The sequence below is a fragment of the Kitasatospora sp. NPDC056327 genome (assembly GCF_042261735.1).
GTDB lineage: Bacteria > Actinomycetota > Actinomycetes > Streptomycetales > Streptomycetaceae > Kitasatospora.
The window spans coordinates 1-16,754 of the sequence record NZ_JBHJRC010000185.1; the positions used below are offsets into that span (position 1 = coordinate 1).

A 16,754-nucleotide genomic window follows, 5' to 3' on the forward strand; every position below is an offset into this window, starting at 1 on the left:
GCCGCTTCAACCCCAAGGGCGCCACCGAACAGGAGACCGTCGACCTCTTCCACGGCATCTACGCCGACGGCCTCGAAGCCCTGGAGAAGACCCTCGCCGCCTGACACCACGGCGTCCGACGCCACGGCACCACCACCACGCGGCCCGGGTGCGCCATGCGCGCACCCGGGCCGCGGTGCGTCCGGCCCGGATTGCGCCCGGTGGGGTCCGGCCGGATCGTGAACCTATGCCGAGCGACCCCAGCCCCCTGACCGGCGCGCTGTTCGCCGGCCCGCGCCGGAACGTCTCCCCGCTGGAGCTCTTCTTCGACCTGGTCTTCGTCTTCGCCATCGGCCGGCTCGCGGAGCACCTGCACGCGGTGCTCTCCTGGCGCGGCGGCGCCGAGACCGCGGTGATGCTGGTGGCGGTGCTGAGCCTGTGGGCTCTCACGAGCTTCGACGCGACCTTCCTGGACGTCGAGCGTCCCCGCACCAGGGCGCTGGTGCTGGTGGTGATGGGCCTGGGTCTGTTCATGAACGCCCAGATCCCGCACGCGTTCGCCGGCCGGCCGTGGGCCTTCGTGGTCCCGCTGGTGGCGATCCTGCTCCTGACGGACCTCACCGCCGCCTTCGCCGCGCCGACCCCGGCCCTGCGGCGCCACTACCACCGGGTGACGGCGTGGGCCGCGCTCTCGGTCCCGCTGTGGGTGGCCGGGGCGGCCGTGGGGCCCGGGCCGCGGCTGTTCTGGTGGGCCCTGGCCGCCGCTGTCGACATGACCGGCGTCTGGCTCGCCCACCCCCTGCCCGGCAACGTCCTCGGCTCCCGGGAGCTCGCCTTCGACGCCGAGCACATGGTGGAACGGATCCGGCTGTTCATCATCCTTCAGCTCGGTGAGACCGTCCTGACGATCGGTGGGGCGATCTCCGCCGCCCCGGTGGACGTGCCGAGCGTGACCGCCGGGCTCGGCGCGTTCGTCGCCCTGGTCTGCCTTTGCGCGAGCTACTTCCGGGGCGGTGAGTCGATCCTCGCCCGGTACGTCGCGGCCTCGGCGGACCCGTTGCTGCCGGTCCGCCGCGCGGTCAGCGGCCAGTACACCACCCTGGCCGGCCTGGTCGCCCTCGCGGTCGGCGCGGAACTCTCGATCGCCCACCCCACCGGACCCGGCAGTCCCGAGGCCGGACTGCTGCTGTTCGGCGGCCCGGCCCTCTACGTGCTCACCCAGGCCTGGTGGTACTGGCTCAACACCGGGCGGGCCTGGGGCGCGCGGCTGCTCGCCTGTCCGGTCTTCGCCGCGGGTGGCCTGGCGGCCTGCCGGCTGGCCCCGCTGGCCTCGGTGCTGTTGCTGGACGCGATCCTCGTCGTGCTGGTCGCGGTCCTGACCGGCGTGCACCGAAGGGTCCTGCTGACGATGCCCGCCGGGCCCCCGGGATAGCATCGCCCGGTGCCCGGTGACCGATCGGGCAGTCCTTCGGGGCGTGTGAACCACGGACCCGGTTCCTGGCGTGTCTCCCTGCGTGACCGATGGCCCGATTCGGTCCCGTTCGAGGAGTTGTCAGTCGATATGCCCAGGAATCACAGTGCCGTCGCGTCCGGCAGGGCCGTGCCGATCCCGCCGGCCCCGGCCGCGATACCCGGCGCCCTCACCGGGCGGGCCGGGTGAAGGCCCCGGCCCTCGGCGGGCGGACGGGGTACGCCGCGGTCGCGCTGGCGGTGGTGGCCGCGGTGACGGCGGGACTGCTGTGGTGGCAGCCGTGGGCGGAGAAGGGGCCCAGGCCACTGGCCTTCACGACGGCCACCGGGGAGTCCGCCCGCTTCGGCGCGGGTGAGCAGCTGTTCCGCTACAAGGTGCGGGCGGAGGACGGGCTGAAGGTGAGCCCGGAGAAGTTCGCCGCCGAGGTCGACACCGTCCTCGGGGACGTGAAGCGCGGCTGGGCCGCCGGCGGCAAGTGGTCCTTCCAGCGGGTCGCCGCCGACCCGGTCGACTTCACCGTCTACCTGGCCACCCCCGGGTCCACCGACCGGATCTGCGGCCAGTACGGGCTGGACACCGGGGGCTGGGTGAACTGCGCGGCCGGTCACCAGGTGGTCATCAACCTCAAGCGCTGGACGGAGCTGTCGGAGTTCTACACCGGCAAGCCCGAGCTGTACCACGCGCTCGCGGTCAACCACGAGGTCGGGCACTTCCTCGGCCAGGGCCACGTGGACTGCCCCGGGCAGGGGCTGCCGGCCCCGGCGATGATGCAGCAGATCAAGGGACTGCACGGCTGCGTCCCGAACGGCTGGCCCTACGCCGAGGACGGCAGCCCGATCACCGGCCCGCCGGTGCCGCCGAACGCGCCCACGCCCCTGCCGTGACGGCTCGTCACCCGGAGGGCCCCCGCTGCGGAGGTAGACTGGTCTGCCATTGACGCCGCCATGTCAGGGGGTCGAGTGGAAACCATCTACGACAGCGCCCGGGTGCCGGAGGCCGACCGGATCGGGGCATGGCAGGAGGTCGCCGTCCGGGGGACGGTCACCGTTCGGATGAGATCGCTCGACCCGGCCGGCTTCATGGCCCACCTGGCCGCCGTGGAGCTCGGGGACTGCCGGCTGATCGCCATGAACTACTCGCCGCTGGCCCTGCGGCGCACCCCGCGGCTCGTCCGGCAGTCCGACCCCGAGCAGTACCAGGTGGTCCTGGTCCGCCACGGCCGCCCGGGCATCGAGCAGGCCGGCCACAGCGGACTCCCCGGGCCGGGCGACCTCGTCGTCCACGACAGCTCGCGCCCGTTCGAGGCCTTCGTCGGGCCGGAGCAGGGCCGGGTCCAGTGCCTGATGGTCCAGGTCCCCAAACGGCTCCTGCACCTGCCGCACCGGGAGATCGCCTCCCTGCTCGCGACACCGCTCACCGGAGACGAGGGCACGGGCCGCCTGCTCGCCGGCTTCATGACGGCGCTCACCGCCGAGTGCCCGGAGAACGCGGGCCAGGCGGCCCGCCTCGGCCGGGTGCTCACCGACCTGACCGAGACCTTCCTCGCCCACCACCTCGACCGGCTCACCGCGGTGCCCGGCGAGTCCCGGGAGCGCGTCCTCTACCTGCGGATCCTCTCCTTCGTCGACGACCACCTCCCGGCCGAGTGGCTCGACCCCCGGGCCGTCGCCGACGCCCACCGGATCTCGCTGCGCACCCTCTACCGGGTCTTCGGCGCGCAGGGCACGACACCGGCCGCGCACATCCGCCACCGCCGGCTCGAACGCTGCCGCGTCGACCTGGCCGACCCGAACCTGCGGCAGTTCACCGTCCACGCCGTCGCCGCGCGCTGGGGCTTCCCGCGGCCCGCCGAGTTCACCCGCGCCTTCCGCACCGCCTACGGCGTGCCGCCCGGGGAGTGGCGCGAACGCGCGCGCGACCGGGAGCGGCACGCATGGCCAACCGGTCGGCACGCACAGCCATCGATCCGCGAGGGCTCCGGTGCGACGGTCGTACCGGAGCGCACACCGGCCACCGGGCCGCGGAGCGCTTCCCGGTAGCGGGGCCGGAGCGGTCCCGCCGAACCCACGGAGGACCTCGATGCACCGTCCCACCAAGCGCACCGCCACCGCCCTCGCGCTGGCCGCCGCCGCCCTGATCGTGCCGCTGGCCGCCGCCGTCCCGGCCGGCGCCGCCGACACGGCCGCGCCCGCCGCCGCGTGCAACGTGACCTACGGCGACAAGGACAGCAGCACCTGGCACAAGAGCTCCAAGAACGGCGTCAACATGCGCAGCGGCCCGAGCACCGGTTGTGCGGCGCTGGGGGTGGCCTACTCGACCCAGCTGATCGACTACCACTGCTACCTCCCGGTCGGTGACTACACCTGGACCTACGCCCGCAACGACGCCACCGGGGTCAAGGGCTGGATCCGCGACGACCTCCTCACCGACGGCGGCAGCCTCGTCCGCTGCTGACCGGCGCCCGGCCCGGCCCCGGACCGGCGGTGCGGCCGCACCCGCGCCGCCGGTCCGGCAGTGGTTCGAAGGACACGCCCTACACGCCGGCCCGGTCGGACCGCGCGGTGCTGTGCCCGTCCGGCCGGCCGCCGTCCAGGGCACGCAGGATGGACTCGACGCTCTGCCGGGCGTCCCCGAAGAGCATGGCGCTGTTCTCCCGGAAGAACAGCGGGTTCTGCACCCCCGCGTAGCCGGAGGCCATCGAGCGCTTGAAGACGATCACCTGCTCCGCCTCCCAGACCCGCAGCACCGGCATGCCGGCGATCGGGCTGGCGGGATCGTCCATGGCGGCCGGATTGACGGTGTCGTTGGCACCGATGACCAGGACCACGCCGGTGGCGGCGAAGTCGTCGTTGATCTCGTCCATCTCCAGGACGATGTCGTAGGGCACCTTCGCCTCGGCCAGCAGCACGTTCATGTGACCGGGCAGCCGCCCGGCGACCGGGTGGACACCGAACCGCACCTCGACGCCGCGCTCGCGCAGCCGGCGGGTGAGGTCCGCGACGGGGTGCTGCGCCTGGGCCACCGCCATGCCGTAGCCGGGGGTGATGACCACCGACTTGGCCTGCGCCAGCTGCCGGGCCGCCTCCTCGGCGTGGATCTCGCGGTGCTCGCCCTGCTCCTCCCCGCTGCCCGTCGGTGCCTCGATGCCGAAGCCGCCGGCGATGACGGAGAGGAAGGAGCGGTTCATCGCCCGGCACATGATGTACGACAGGTAGGCGCCCGAGGAGCCGACCAGCGCGCCGGTGACGATGAGCAGGTTGTTGTCGAGCAGGAACCCGGCGGCCGCGGCGGCCCAGCCGGAGTAGCTGTTGAGCATGGAGACGACCACCGGCATGTCGCCGCCGCCGATCGAGGCGACCAGGTGCCAGCCGAGCGCGAGCGCCAGCACGGTCACCGCGATCATCAGCCCGAGGCCCGGTCCGGCGGTGAACCAGACCGTGAGTGCCACGAACGCGCCCAGCGCGCCGGTGTTCAGCGCGTTCTTGCCGGGCAGCATCAGCGGCCGGGAGGCGATCCGGCCGGACAGCTTGAGGAAGGCGACGATCGAGCCGGTGAAGGTGACCGCGCCGATGAACACGCCGATCACCACCTCGGCGTGATGGATCCCCAGCAGGTCGGCGGGGACGGCGGTCTGGGCCGGGCCGTGCGCCTCGACCTCCAGGTAGCTGTTCCAGCCGACCAGCACGGCGGCGAGTCCGACGAAGCTGTGCAGGACGGCGATGAGCTCCGGCATCTGCGTCATCCCGACCTGCCGCGCCCGCCGGAGGCCGATCGCGCCGCCCAGCGCCATGGCGAGGACGATCAGGGCGACGGCGCCCGCGGTGATGCTCTGCGCCGCCACCACCACGGTGGCGACCAGGGCGAGCGCCATGCCCGCGATGCCGTAGACGACACCGGCGCGGGAGGTGCGGTGCTGGGAGAGCCCCGCCAGGCTGAGGATGAACAGCAGGGCCGCGACCAGGTCCGCGGCGTGGGCTGCGGTGGTGGAGGTCATCGGCCTCAGCGCCTTTCGGGGGACGAGGAGAACATGCTCAGCATGCGGCGGGTGACGGCGAACCCGCCGAAGACGTTGATGCTCGTCAGCAGCACGGCGATGCACGAGAGCACGGTGACGAGCGTGCTCTCGTGCCCGATCTGCAGCAGCGCGCCGACCACCACGATCCCGGAGATCGCGTTGGTGACCGACATCAGCGGGGTGTGCAGGGCGTGGTGGACCTTGCCGATCACGTAGTAGCCGATCACCACGGCGAGTGCGAACACCGTGAAGTTCCGGGCCAGTTGGGCCGGGGCGAAGCCGACCAGCAGGAACATCGCGAGCATCCCGGCGGCGGTCAGGCCGAACCGGACGGCCGGGGCGGGCCCGGAGCGCCGGGGTGCCGCCGCCGCTGCGCCGGCCGCCGTCGCGGACCCGGGTCCGGGAGCTGGAGCGGGAGCGGCGGAGACGGCCACGGGCGGCGGCGGCCAGGTGATCTCACCGGACCGGACCACGGTCACCGCCCGCTGCACCACGTCCTCGAAGTCCAGGACCGGCTGCCCGTCCCGTTCCGGCGTCAGCAGCTTCAGCAGGTTGACCAGGTTGGTGCCGAACAGCTGCGAGGCCTGGGCCGGCAGCCGGGCGGCGAGGTCGGTGTAGCCGATGACGGTGACGCCGTTGCCGGTGACCACCGTGCGGCCGGGCACCGTGCCCTCGACGTTGCCGCCCTGCGCGGCGGCCATGTCGACGACGACGCTGCCCGGCTTCATCGCCGCCACGTCCGCGGCGGTGAGCAGGCGCGGGGCCGGCCGGCCGGGGATCAGGGCGGTGGTGACGACGATGTCCACGTCCTGGGCCTGCGCGCGGTAGAGCGCCGCCGCCGCCCGGTCGTAGTCCGCCGAGGTCGCCCGGGCGTAGCCGTCGGTGCCCGTCTCCTGGACGGCCTCCACCGCGAGGTACTCGGCGCCCAGCGACCTGACCTGGTCGGCGACCTCGGGCCGGGGGTCGGTGGCGCGGACGATCGCGCCAAGGCTGGAGGCGGCGCCGATCGCGGCGAGCCCGGCCACGCCCGCCCCGGCCACCAGGACCTTGGCCGGCGGGACCTTGCCGGCGGCCGTCACCTGGCCGGTGAAGAACCGGCCGAACACGTGCGCCGCCTCGATCACCGCCCGGTACCCGGCGATGTTCGCCATCGAGCTGAGCACGTCCATCGACTGCGCGCGGGAGATCCGCGGTACCGCGTCCAGGGCCAGCGCGGTGACCGGACGCCGCGCCAGCTCCGCCAGCAGGTCGGGCCGCTGGGCCGGGGCGAGCAGGCCGATCAGGACGGCACCGTCGCTCAGCCGGGCGATCTCCGCGGCCGACGGCGCGTTGACCTTCAGCACGACGTCGGCCGTCCAGGCGTCGGCGATCTCCGCCCCGGCCCCGGTGTAGGCCTCGTCGGTGAAGCCGGAGGCCGCGCCCGCGCCGGACTCGACGACGACCCGGTAGCCGAGGGCGAGGATCCCCCGGACCGTCGACGGTGTCGCGGCGACGCGGGTCTCCCCGGCGGCCGATTCGGCGACCACGCCGACGCGTCGCGGGGGGTGGTGCGTGGAGTGCTGTGCAGACATCACTCGTGCCTCTCTCCTCGAAGGAGCCGATGACGGCGGGATCCGCGTCCGAGGGGAGTCTCGCTTCCCTCGGGGGCAGGAACCTACCCGCCACGGCGCCGCGGGGCACCGGGGCGCCGCCGTGATGTGCTTCACCGGTTCGCGCTCCACCGACCCTTGGGGCGGCAGGGGCGGGAGGGGGCCGGGCGGCGCCCGCGGGGTCAGAATCCGTGGGCGCCGGCTCCGTTTCGCAGCAGGGCGAACGCGGTGGCGGTGTCGGCCGCGGCCTGCCGGCCGGCCTCCTCGACGTCCTGCCCGGCGGCCAGCCGGGCCCAGACGGCGTGGGCGAGCACCTGGCGGACCGCCACGAACTGGGCGGCGACGAGCCGGGCGGCCGTACCGCCGTCCGGGTCCAGCGCCTCGGTGAGCGCCCGGGTGTCCGCGTCGAGGTAGTCCATCAGCTGGGCGGAGAGCCCGGGGGTCTCGTAGACCAGCCGGAGGAAGGCGAGCACCCCGGGGTCGGCGGAGAGCCCGGTGCTGGGGTCGCGGGCCGCCAGCCGCTCCAGGTGGTGGCGCTCCAGGGCGTCCAGCGGGGTGACCCCGGCGGGCCGGGCGCGCACCACCCGTCCGGCTTCGCCGAGGTGGTCGGCGAAGCGGTGCAGGACCAGCTCCTCCTTGGTGGCGAAGTAGCGGAACAGGGTGGGCTTGGAGACCTCGGCGGCGGCGGCGATCTCCGCCACCGAGACCCGGTCGAAACCCCGCTCCAGGAAGAGGGCGATGGCGGTGTCGGCGATGGCCTGCCGGGTGCGCTGCTTCTTCAGGGCGCGCAGACCCGGATCCGGCTCGTTCGGGCTCATGGGGAGATCATAGCGCCGGTCGCAACTCGGGAAAATTTGTAACTGGGTTGCGTTAGTTACTCGGTTGCGATTCCATGGAGGGGGCCGAGCGGTCCGGGAGACCGGAGACCGGAGACCGGAGAAGGAGAGATCCATGACGACGGTGCTGATCGTGGGGGCGGGGCCGACCGGACTGACCCTCGCGTGCGGACTGGCCCGGCAGGGCGTGGCGGTCCGGGTGATCGACCGGGCCCGCGCGCACCCGACCGGCTCGCGCGGCAAGACCCTCAACCCGCGCAGTCTGGAGGTGCTCGCCGACCTCGGCCTGGCCGGGCCGCTGGCGGCCGCGGGCCGCACCCACCTGCCGTTCCGCAAGTACTTCGAGGGCGCGTTCGTCAACGAGACCGAGCCGTTCGCCGGCGCCCTGCCCAGCGCCGCCACCCCGTACCCGGCGAGCCTCTGGCTGCCGCAGACCCGGGTGGAACGGCTGCTGCGCGAACGGCTCGCCGGGTACGGGGTGGCGGTCGAACAGGCCACCGCGCTGACCGGCCTGCGGCAGGACGGCGCCGGTGTCGAGGCCCGGCTCGCCGACGGCGGGCGGATCGCCGCCGAGTACCTGGTCGCCTGCGACGGCGGGCGCTCCACGGTGCGGGGGCTGCTGGGCATCCCGTTCGTGGGCGACGGTGACCCGGAGCCGGTGATGGTCTGCGGCGACGTCGAGGTGGAGGGGCTGGACCCGGGGGCCTGGCACCAGTGGTTCGGCCCGCGCGGAGCGTTCATGCTCTGCCCCTTCCCGGGCACCCGCCGCTGGCAGCTGCAGTCCAGTCCCGAGCGGGACGCCGGCGGCCGGGTGCTCGCGCCGTCGTTGGAGGGCTTCCGGAGGCTGGCCGCCCTGCACACCGGCCGTACGGACCTGCGGCTGTCCAGCGCCACCTGGCTCTCCACCTGGCGGGTCAACGTCCGGGTCGCCGAGCGCTTCCGGGAGGGGCGGGTCCTCCTGGCCGGCGACTGCGCGCACGTCCACCCCACGGCGGGCGGGCTCGGCATGAACACCGGGATCCAGGACGCGTGGAACCTGGCCTGGAAGCTCGGGTACGTGGTGCGCGGCCTCGCCGCACCCGGACTGCTGGACACCTACCAGGAGGAGCGGCTGCCGATCGCGGTCTGGACGCTCGACGTCACCAGCGCGGGCATGGCGGCCGTCGCCGAGGGGATCACCGTCCCCGGGACCGGCGTGGAGGCGGGGCGGGTGGGCGACCTGACCGGGCTCTCGCTCGGCTACCGCTGGAGCCGCCTCGCCGGTGGCACGCACCGCGGCGGCGACGTGGCCGGCCGGTCCTCCGGCCGGTCCTCCGGGCGGCCCTCGGACGGGTCCTCCGAGCGGGCGCCGGACGGGCCCTCGGACCGGGTCGACGGCCCGGCCAGGGCGGGGGACCGGGCGCCCGACGGCCCCTGTCCCGGCCCCGACGGCACGCCGTCCCGGCTCTTCGAACGGTTCGCCGGTGACCGCTTCACCCTGCTGGGCCTCGGCGCCTCCGCCCGCCCCGCCCTCGCCGGGCTGCCCGGCCACGTGCGTCCGGTGCCGCTGGACGACCCAGACGCCACCGTCCGCCGGGCGTACGGGATCACCGGTGACGCGCTGGTGCTCGTCAGGCCCGACAACCACGTCGCCCTCATCGCCCCGGCGACCGGCCGCGCCGAGGTGCTCGGGTACCTGGCCGCGCTGGGCGGGTGATGTGCCCCGGTCGCGGTGGACCCGGGGTGCGCGGACGCGGGGAACGGGGGCCGGGGGATCAGGGGATCGGGGCCCGGGAACCGGAGTCGGGGGCTCCCGGCCGGGAGCGGATCGCCATCCCCGGCCGCCGGCGGTGCACGGTGAGGTAGACGGCGCCCTCCGGCCCGGCCGCCACGCCGCGCGCGGCGCCGTGCGGCACCAGCCGCAGCACGCCCGGCAGCAGGTCGTGGGCGACACCGCCGCACCGCAGCGTCCCCTGCCCCGCGATCCCCAGCACCAGCACGTCCAGGTCCGGTTCGACGTGCTCGGGAACGGTCGCCCCCGGTCGCAGCCGCACCACGTTCGCGTCGAGCTGGCGCCCGGCCCCGGTCAGCCGCCACAGCGCCCCGCCCTGGTCGGCGGCCGCCTCCCGCAGCAGGTCGTCCAGCACCGCGCCCTCGCCGAGGGCCTCCGCATCCGTCATGCGGGCCATCCTTCCACCGGCCCGGTCCCGCCCCCGGGTCACCGCGACCCTGCCCGGCCGGGAGGGCGCGTTCCGCAGGATGCTTGTCCTGCGCCCCCGGGACCGATAGACACGGACCCGGTACTGTCGGTGACATCGGGAGGTTTCCGCCATGAGCGTGACGCATCGGTACCTGGACGCCTGGGAGGGCTTCTGGCGCGACGCGCCCGAGGGGCCGGGGGAGGTCATGTGGGACGCGGAGCCCGCCCTCACGGCGGAGCGCCACCTCGCGCTGTTCCGCCCCCGGCTCGCCGACCCGGACCTCCCCGTCGTCGACCTGGGCTGCGGCAACGGCACCCTGACCCGCTTCCTCGCCGGCCGGTTCCCCCGCGTCCTCGGCGTCGACCTGTCCGCCGCCGCCGTCGAGCGCGCCCGCCGCGCGGACCCGGAGGCGCGGGCCGGCTACGAACGGCTGGACGCCACCGACCCCGCGGCCGTCCGCGCCCTGCACGAGCGACTCGGCGACGCCAACGTCTACGTGCGCGGCGTGATCCACCAGAGCGAACCGGCCGACCGGCGGCCGGTCGCGGAGGCCGTCGCCACCCTGGTCGGCGCGCGGGAGGGGGGAGACGGGCGGGGCCGGGCCTTCGTCGTCGAGCTCGCCGAGGCGGCCAAACAGGTCCTGGCGGACCTCGCCCGCCGCCCCGAGGGGCCGCCCCCGAAGCTCCGCCCGGTCCTCTCCCACGGCCTCGCCCCGGCCGAGGTCGCCGACACGGCCTTCGCCGAACTCTTCGCCGAGGCCGGGCTCGCCGTCCTCGACTCAGGAGAACTCCCGCTCTGCACGACCGAGTTCACCGCCGAGGGCACCCGGATCGACCTGCCCGCCAAGTGGCTGCTGCTGGGCCCGGCCTGAGCCGGCCGGCCCCCTGACGTCCCGGCCCGCGCCCGTCCGGCCGCCCGGCGGGCACCGCGCGGGCCGCTCCGCTGTTCAGGAGCCGGCCACCGCCGGGAAGAGGGCGTCGAGCCGGGGCGTCCCGGCCCCGGGTGCGGCCTCCGCGGTGCCGGGCTCGTCCTCCGGCTCCGCCCGGGCCTCCTGGACGGCGTCCAGCGCGTCGTGGAACGCCTCCTGCCCGTCGTCCGGCAGGCCCGTCAGTTCGCCGAACACCTCCTGGGCCACGTAGTCCAGCTCCTCCCACTCCGGCCACTCGTCGTCACGCCACTCGCGGACGTGTCGCCCCACCAGGGCCCGCACCTCGGCGACGCCGGCGAGGGCGTCCGGATCGGCGAGCACCTTCCGGTACGTCCCCCGCCCCTGGGCCACCAGCCAGAGCGCGAAGTAGTCGAAGCCGTCGTCGGAGCACAGCCCGCCCTCGATCCGCCGCACGGCCCGCCACAGTCCGTCGGTGGCAACCGCGGCGCACGCGGTCTCCAGGCGGGCCTGGAACTCCACCGCCTCCGCGGCGGACCCGCGCCGCAACTCCCCGCGCAGCCACTCCAGCCGCTCGGCCCGCTCACCGGCGCGGCTGCCCAACCCGTCCATCAGCGCCCAGAAGATCTCGTCGTCCATGCCGCACATGATCGCAACCCCCACCGACAGACCCGCTCGGGCCCGCGGCACCGGGAGGTCCGGCGAGGGCGACCGCGGCGACCACCGCCGACGGTGCACGGCCTGTGTGGGGCAGACCGTGCACCGCCACCCCCATCTGCCCCGAGAACCACAGGACATGCCTCCCCGGCGGCGGCTCCGCCTCCCCACTCCACCCGGGGCGAACGGAGGCCCGGAAACGCGCCCGGCCCGTGACCCCCGGGACACGGCCGAGCGGCCCCGGTCGCCCACGGCACCGCTGATCCGTCAGGGCCGGGGCCGGGCCCGGCGAGTGCGGGTGGCCGTCGCCGCCCGGCGGTGAGCCGACACCGGGCGGAGCCGGGTCACCAGGCCGGGGGGCGGGGTTGGTGGTCGGCCCCGGTCTCCTCCGGCCAGGTGACGGGGCGGCAGTCCGTCCGGCGCAGGATGCCGGGGTCGGGTGCCGCGCCGGCCTTCGGGGGGCCGGACCACCAGGCGCGGCGGGTGCGGGGGAGAGGAACCTCCACCAGCCTGCCGTCGTGGATCATCCAGAGACCGAAGCAGTCGTCCTCCTCGTCGTGGATCAGGATCTGTACCGTCTCCGGCCGGGGCCACGGCAGGGACTCCAGGTGCTCCAGCAGGCCGGATCTGCTGCCCACGCGCCCGAACTCCGTGCCCCAGCCGAACCCCGACGTGCCCACCGGGCTCATCGCGGCGAAACAGCCCTGCCAGGTACGGGCGGGGTCGGGCCGGGTCAGCGGTTCCATCACCTCCTCCGCGTCCTGCGCCAGCACGATGACCTCGGCGATTCTGCTCATGCCCCGGAGTATCGCCGCCGGGCAGGGGCCCGGCGCAACCGGTTTCCGCTCCCGGCCGGAAGCCGGGAGCGGATCGGGGGCCGGTCAGACCACCGCGCCGTTGTGCTCGCGCGCCCTCGCCCTGCCCGCCCCCTGCGGTGCCCGGGCCCCGTGTCCGTCCCGGGTCCCGCGCGGCCGGTCCGGGAACCGGCCCTGGAGCAGCACGACCACCGGCATCGCGGTGAACACCGTCGACGCCGTGCCCACCAGGACGCCGGCCAGCAGCGCCACCGAGAAGTCGGCGAGCGAGTCGCCGCCCAGGACCGCCAGGGCCACCAGGACGAACAGCGCCCCCATGCCGGTGTTCACCGTCCGGGGGAGGGTCTGCGCCACGGCGCGGTCCGCGAGGTCCGCCAGGCTCGCCTTCGTCCCGGTCCGGCGCAGCTCGCGCAGCCGGTCCAGGACCACCACCGTGTCGTTGACCGAGTACCCGACGATGGTGAGCAGCGCGGCGAGGAAGACGCTGTCCACCGGCTTGCCCAGCCAGGCGAAGAGGCCGAGGACGAGCAGCAGGTCCTGGGCCATCGCGATCACCGCGGCGGCCGCGAAGGTCCACCGGAAGCGGATCGTGAGGTAGAGCAGCTGGGCGGCGACCGCGAGCCCGAGCGCGGCCAGCGCGTAGCCGCGCAGCTCGTTCCCGAGGCTCGGGCCGATCAGCTCGTCGCGCTCCACGGACAGTTCGCCGGTGACGCCGGTCAGCGCGTCCCGGATGAGCTGCTGCTGGTCGTCGCCGGTCTCCTTGGTGCGGACGGACACACCGGTGTCGCCGGTGGTCTGGACCACGGCCTGCGGGAACCCGGCGCCGACCACCGCCGAGCGGGCGGCGTCGGCGTCGACCGGTTGCGCGGCCGTGTACTGGGCGACCCGGCCCCCGGTGAACTCGACGCCGAAGTCCAGACCGCGTCCGCCGATCCCGGCCAGGGCGAGCAGCAGCAGTCCGGCGCAGGCGCCCAGCCAGCGCCGCCGGTGGCGCATCAGCCGGGGCGGCCGCCGGTTCAGCCGGGTCCGGAGTCGGCCGACGGTGGCCATGCCGGTCAGGGCGGGCCGCCGGGCGACGGCCGGCCGCCGCACCGCCCACTCGGCGAGCAGCCGGGTGATCAGCATGGCCGAGAACATCGAGGCCAGCACGCCGATCGACAGCGTCACCCCGAAGCCCTTGACCGGCCCGGTGGCGAACACGAAGAGCAGCCCGGCGGCGAGCAGCGTCGTCACGTTGGAGTCGGCCACCGCGCTCCACGCCTTCGCGAAGCCGACGCGGAGCGGACGCCGCAGGTCGCGTTCCCGGCCGGGGGCGCCCGCCCGGGGCGCGGTGTACTCCTCCCTGGCCCGTTCGAAGACCAGCACGTTGGCGTCCACCGCCATGCCGACGGCGAGCACGAAGCCGGCCAGCCCGGGCAGGGTGAGCGTCGCGCCGAGCGCGACCACGGCGGCGTACGAGATCAGTCCGTAGAGGGCGAGCGCGACGGTGGCCAGCAACCCGAGCAGGCGGTACACCGCGACGACGAACACCCCGGTGCAGAGCAGGCCGATGACCGCGGCCAGCGCACTGGCCCGGATCGCCTCGGCGCCGAGGGTGGGGCCGACGGTGCTCTGCTCGATCACCGTCACCGGGACGGGCAGCGCGCCGCCCTTCACCAGGGCCGCGAGGTCGCGGGCCTCGTCGCCCGAGAAGCCGCCGGTGATCTGCGTCGAGCCGCCGGTGATGCCCTGCCCGCAGGGCACGCTGTCCTGGACGCCGGGCGCGGACAGGACGCGGTCGTCGAGCACGATGGCGACCCGGCGGGCGGGGTCGGCCGGCGCGGCGCAGGCCGCCTCCCCGGTGAGCCGGGCCCAGGCGTCGCCGGCCGAGCCGCGGAACGAGAGGTCGATGCTCCAGCCGAGGCCCGTCCGGGTGTCGAGGACGGCCGAGGCGTCCTTGACACCGTCGCCGGTCAGCGCCGGCGGCCCCAGCCGCAGGTGGCCGCCGGGGAGGCCGGGGTCGGCGAGGACCCGGGAGCCGTCCGCCGCGGGCGGTCCGGCCGGTCCTTCGGCGATCCCCGTGACGGGGTGGAAGGTGAGCTGGGCGGTGCGGCCGATGACCCCGGCGGCCTCGCGGGGGTCCTGGACGCCGGGGAGTTCGACGACGATGCGGCGCTCCCCGGCCCGGGCGAGCGAGGGCTCGGCGACGCCGAGGCCGTCGACCCGGCGGCGCAGCACCTCCAGCGCCCGGTCGGTGGCGTCCGCGTCGGCGCGGACGGTGGGCGAGTCCTGGGTCTCCAGGACGATCCGGGTGCCGCCGCGCAGGTCGAGACCGAGGCGCGGCGGGGTGGTCAGGGCGACGTAGAGCGAGACACCGACGACGGCGAGCGCGACGAGCGCGCGCCAGAACGTGGCACGGCGAGTAGGCATGGGTACTCCACGGGCGGTCCGCGGGAGCCGGGCGTCCACGGGGGGACGCCGCACCCGGGACGGGCGGACGCGAGGGGACGGCGCGCCGCCGGGAACGCTCCGGGCACGGTGGCCGGAGTCCTCCCGCCCGGGCCGCGGGCAGGCCGCGGCACCCAGGTCGGCGGGCGCGGTGGAACGTCAGCTGGACCGGGTGGTGGGGGGACCGCGGGTGTGGCGGGGGTCGTAGCGGTCGGCGGGCGGCGCCCGCTCCTGGCGCGGCCCCGCGGCGTACACCCCGGGCCGGGGCCGGTCGGCGTCCGTCCGGGCGGCCGGGAGCGCGGCCGGGGGGAGCACGGGCAGCCGGACACCGGGCTCGGTGGCTGCCGTCCGCCGCTGGGCGACGTCGGAGTCGGGGCGGTCCGCGGTGCGCCGGACCTCCGGGCCCGCGGGGCCGGGCCGCACGGCGGCGGGGGCTGCGGGAACGGCCGGGGCGGTGACGGCGGGGCCGACGGGCGGCGCCGCGGCAGCCACGGTGCCGGTCGCCGTGCCGAGGAGCACCTGGCAGACGGCCCAGGCCGCGAGGAACGCGCAGGACAGCGCGGCCGCCGCGGTCCGACGTACACGTCGCTCCACTCCGGCCCCCTCCCCGCTCGTGCCGTCACCCGGTCCCGTCCACAAGAACCCCTCACTCTAGGCGACGCCGCCCCGCCCCGACCCCGCCGGGTGCCGAAGCGGCCCGCACGCCGGCCCGCACGCCGGCCCGCGCGGTGACCCGGCCGGCTTCCAGGGCGTCGGCCCGCCTCCCGAGGTCCTCGGCGACGCGGTCCCGGTCGGGGCCGTGCTGCCGCAGGCTCTCGGCGGCCTCCCGCAGCGACGCCGGTTCGTCCGGCTGCTCGTGACCCGTCCCGTGTGCGGTCGTTGAACCCGGCGGAACGTCCGGGACGGGACGCGTCGTGCTGCCCGCCTTCACCGCTCGACAGGTGCGGCGCGCCGCGGTGGCCCGGTCGCCGGAAGGGGAGCGCCGCCCGGGGGAGGGCACCGAGGGGCGATCGCCAGGTCCCGGCCCGGACGCGCGGGACCACCGCTGCCCGGCCCGTCGTGCTCTGACGCACGGCGCGCCTCCCGACGACCCGAGGACCTCACGCGTGCACCCGAACCAGAGCCCGCCACTCCCGCCGCAGCCCCGTACCGCGGGCAACCGGCTGACCCGGACCGCCCTGCTCGTCCTGCTCCCGCCGGTCGCCGCCGTGATGCTGTGGCGGTCACGGCGCCTGCACTTCGCCGTCAAGGCGCTGCTCTCCGTGTGGTGCCTCTTCATGTCCTTCCTCTGGCTCGGGCTGATCGCCGGCCCGGCCGGGACGGACCCGGCGGTCCTGTCGGCCACCACCGCCCCGCCGACCCCCGCCGCGCCGACCCCCGCCCCGCCGGCCTCGCCCGGTGCCGCCGCGAGCCCGAGCGATCCGCCCACGGCCGAGCCGACCGCCGCCACCCCCGAGGCGCTCCCCAGCACCGCACCCGCCGCCGCGCCCGTGCCGACCTCCGATCCCGAACCCGTGGCGGCGCCCGTCCCCGCCCCCACGGCCGAACGGACTCCCGCACCCACCCGCGCCCCCGCCCCGGCCCCCGCACCCGTTCCGGCGCCGGAGCACGGCACGCCGCCGGCCGCTGCCGCTGCGCCCCCGGTGCGGGCGACCGAGGCCCCGGCGGCGCCCGCGCCGGAACGGAGCACCCCCGCCCCAGTGACGGCCCGCTACCGCAACTGCGACGAGGCGAAGGCCGCCGGCGCCGCCCCGCTGCACCGGGGAGACCCCGGCTACAGCACGGCCCTCGACCGCGACGGCGACGGAACCGCCTGCGAGAAGTAGCCGTACCGCGCCGCCGGGGGGCGGACGCCCCGGCGTGCAGCCGCGCGGGGTGGGCGCCGGCGCCGGCGCCCAC

General features: G+C 75.9%; 15 protein-coding genes. 7 read left to right on the forward strand and 8 right to left on the reverse strand.

Annotated elements, in window-relative coordinates; genetic code table 11:
* Positions 1 to 226: 226 nt before the first annotated feature.
* The 4 genes from ACFCX4_RS24200 to ACFCX4_RS24215 all read left to right on the forward strand — a co-directional run bounded on the left by ACFCX4_RS24200 (position 227) and on the right by ACFCX4_RS24215 (position 3,904).
* Positions 227 to 1,411 (forward strand): low temperature requirement protein A, encoded by a 1,185-nt coding sequence (locus tag ACFCX4_RS24200; RefSeq protein ID WP_376145919.1) that lies wholly within the window; start codon positions 227 to 229, stop codon positions 1,409 to 1,411.
* A gap of 224 nt (positions 1,412 to 1,635) precedes the next feature.
* Positions 1,636 to 2,334 carry a DUF3152 domain-containing protein gene (locus tag ACFCX4_RS24205; protein WP_376145921.1) on the forward strand — a complete coding sequence of 233 codons (699 nt, stop codon included), beginning with the start codon at positions 1,636 to 1,638 and terminating at the stop codon, positions 2,332 to 2,334.
* A gap of 75 nt (positions 2,335 to 2,409) precedes the next feature.
* Positions 2,410 to 3,489 carry a helix-turn-helix domain-containing protein gene (locus ACFCX4_RS24210; RefSeq protein WP_376145924.1) on the forward strand — a complete coding sequence of 360 codons (1,080 nt, stop codon included), beginning with the start codon at positions 2,410 to 2,412 and terminating at the stop codon, positions 3,487 to 3,489.
* Between the two features lie 40 nt (positions 3,490 to 3,529).
* Positions 3,530 to 3,904, forward strand: coding sequence for an SH3 domain-containing protein (locus ACFCX4_RS24215; RefSeq protein ID WP_376145927.1), 375 nt, complete (start codon positions 3,530 to 3,532; stop codon positions 3,902 to 3,904).
* Positions 3,905 to 3,983: 79 nt separating this feature from the next.
* On the opposite strand, the gene pntB is transcribed toward ACFCX4_RS24215, so the two are convergent.
* The 3 genes from pntB to ACFCX4_RS24230 form a co-directional block, all read right to left on the reverse strand.
* The gene (gene pntB / locus ACFCX4_RS24220) at positions 3,984 to 5,444 is read right to left on the reverse strand and encodes a Re/Si-specific NAD(P)(+) transhydrogenase subunit beta (protein WP_376145930.1); all 1,461 of its coding nucleotides are present in this window, start codon (positions 5,442 to 5,444) and stop codon (positions 3,984 to 3,986) included.
* A gap of 5 nt (positions 5,445 to 5,449) precedes the next feature.
* A complete protein-coding gene (locus tag ACFCX4_RS24225) occupies positions 5,450 to 7,036 on the reverse strand; it encodes a Re/Si-specific NAD(P)(+) transhydrogenase subunit alpha (RefSeq protein WP_376145933.1) in 1,587 nt (528 codons plus the stop codon).
* A gap of 200 nt (positions 7,037 to 7,236) precedes the next feature.
* On the reverse strand, positions 7,237 to 7,872 hold the full coding sequence (locus ACFCX4_RS24230) for a TetR/AcrR family transcriptional regulator (protein WP_376145936.1): 636 nt from the start codon (positions 7,870 to 7,872) through the stop codon (positions 7,237 to 7,239).
* Between the two features lie 133 nt (positions 7,873 to 8,005).
* On the opposite strand from ACFCX4_RS24230, the gene ACFCX4_RS24235 reads away from it, so the two are divergent.
* Positions 8,006 to 9,586 carry an FAD-dependent monooxygenase gene (locus ACFCX4_RS24235; RefSeq protein ID WP_376145939.1) on the forward strand — a complete coding sequence of 527 codons (1,581 nt, stop codon included), beginning with the start codon at positions 8,006 to 8,008 and terminating at the stop codon, positions 9,584 to 9,586.
* A gap of 58 nt (positions 9,587 to 9,644) precedes the next feature.
* On the opposite strand, the gene ACFCX4_RS24240 is transcribed toward ACFCX4_RS24235, so the two are convergent.
* The gene (locus ACFCX4_RS24240) at positions 9,645 to 10,049 is read right to left on the reverse strand and encodes a cupin domain-containing protein (RefSeq protein WP_376145942.1); all 405 of its coding nucleotides are present in this window, start codon (positions 10,047 to 10,049) and stop codon (positions 9,645 to 9,647) included.
* A 151-nt stretch (positions 10,050 to 10,200) separates the two neighbouring features.
* Between ACFCX4_RS24240 and ACFCX4_RS24245 the strand changes: the two genes are divergently transcribed.
* Positions 10,201 to 10,941, forward strand: a complete 741-nt coding sequence (locus tag ACFCX4_RS24245; RefSeq protein WP_376145945.1) for a class I SAM-dependent methyltransferase — start codon at positions 10,201 to 10,203, stop codon at positions 10,939 to 10,941.
* Positions 10,942 to 11,016: 75 nt separating this feature from the next.
* On the opposite strand, the gene ACFCX4_RS24250 is transcribed toward ACFCX4_RS24245, so the two are convergent.
* The 4 genes from ACFCX4_RS24250 to ACFCX4_RS24265 form a co-directional block, all read right to left on the reverse strand.
* Complete coding sequence (locus ACFCX4_RS24250; RefSeq protein ID WP_376145947.1) at positions 11,017 to 11,595, reverse strand: DUF4240 domain-containing protein; 579 nt, start codon at positions 11,593 to 11,595, stop codon at positions 11,017 to 11,019.
* Between the two features lie 362 nt (positions 11,596 to 11,957).
* A complete protein-coding gene (locus ACFCX4_RS24255) occupies positions 11,958 to 12,410 on the reverse strand; it encodes a hypothetical protein (RefSeq protein WP_376145950.1) in 453 nt (150 codons plus the stop codon).
* 84 nt (positions 12,411 to 12,494) lie between these two features.
* A complete protein-coding gene (gene secD / locus ACFCX4_RS24260; RefSeq protein WP_376145953.1) occupies positions 12,495 to 14,837 on the reverse strand; it encodes a protein translocase subunit SecD in 2,343 nt (780 codons plus the stop codon).
* Between the two features lie 177 nt (positions 14,838 to 15,014).
* The gene (locus ACFCX4_RS24265) at positions 15,015 to 15,449 is read right to left on the reverse strand and encodes a hypothetical protein (protein WP_376145956.1); all 435 of its coding nucleotides are present in this window, start codon (positions 15,447 to 15,449) and stop codon (positions 15,015 to 15,017) included.
* A gap of 512 nt (positions 15,450 to 15,961) precedes the next feature.
* Here ACFCX4_RS24265 and ACFCX4_RS24270 point away from each other — a divergent pair.
* Complete coding sequence (locus ACFCX4_RS24270) at positions 15,962 to 16,681, forward strand: excalibur calcium-binding domain-containing protein (RefSeq protein WP_376145959.1); 720 nt, start codon at positions 15,962 to 15,964, stop codon at positions 16,679 to 16,681.
* The last annotated feature ends 73 nt before the right edge of the window (positions 16,682 to 16,754 follow it).

What these genes read in the sequence shown, in the direction of transcription:
- ACFCX4_RS24250 (WP_376145947.1), bottom strand. Translation starts at nt 11,595, where the DNA reads ATGGACGACGAGATCTTCTGGGCGCTGATGGACGGGTTGGGCAGCCGC.
- secD (WP_376145953.1), bottom strand. Translation starts at nt 14,837, where the DNA reads ATGCCTACTCGCCGTGCCACGTTCTGGCGCGCGCTCGTCGCGCTCGCC.
- ACFCX4_RS24255 (WP_376145950.1), bottom strand. Translation starts at nt 12,410, where the DNA reads ATGAGCAGAATCGCCGAGGTCATCGTGCTGGCGCAGGACGCGGAGGAG.
- ACFCX4_RS24245 (WP_376145945.1), top strand. Translation starts at nt 10,201, where the DNA reads ATGAGCGTGACGCATCGGTACCTGGACGCCTGGGAGGGCTTCTGGCGC.
- ACFCX4_RS24235 (WP_376145939.1), top strand. Translation starts at nt 8,006, where the DNA reads ATGACGACGGTGCTGATCGTGGGGGCGGGGCCGACCGGACTGACCCTC.
- ACFCX4_RS24200 (WP_376145919.1), top strand. Translation starts at nt 227, where the DNA reads ATGCCGAGCGACCCCAGCCCCCTGACCGGCGCGCTGTTCGCCGGCCCG.
- ACFCX4_RS24225 (WP_376145933.1), bottom strand. Translation starts at nt 7,036, where the DNA reads ATGTCTGCACAGCACTCCACGCACCACCCCCCGCGACGCGTCGGCGTG.
- ACFCX4_RS24215 (WP_376145927.1), top strand. Translation starts at nt 3,530, where the DNA reads ATGCACCGTCCCACCAAGCGCACCGCCACCGCCCTCGCGCTGGCCGCC.
- ACFCX4_RS24240 (WP_376145942.1), bottom strand. Translation starts at nt 10,049, where the DNA reads ATGACGGATGCGGAGGCCCTCGGCGAGGGCGCGGTGCTGGACGACCTG.
- pntB (WP_376145930.1), bottom strand. Translation starts at nt 5,444, where the DNA reads ATGACCTCCACCACCGCAGCCCACGCCGCGGACCTGGTCGCGGCCCTG.
- ACFCX4_RS24230 (WP_376145936.1), bottom strand. Translation starts at nt 7,872, where the DNA reads ATGAGCCCGAACGAGCCGGATCCGGGTCTGCGCGCCCTGAAGAAGCAG.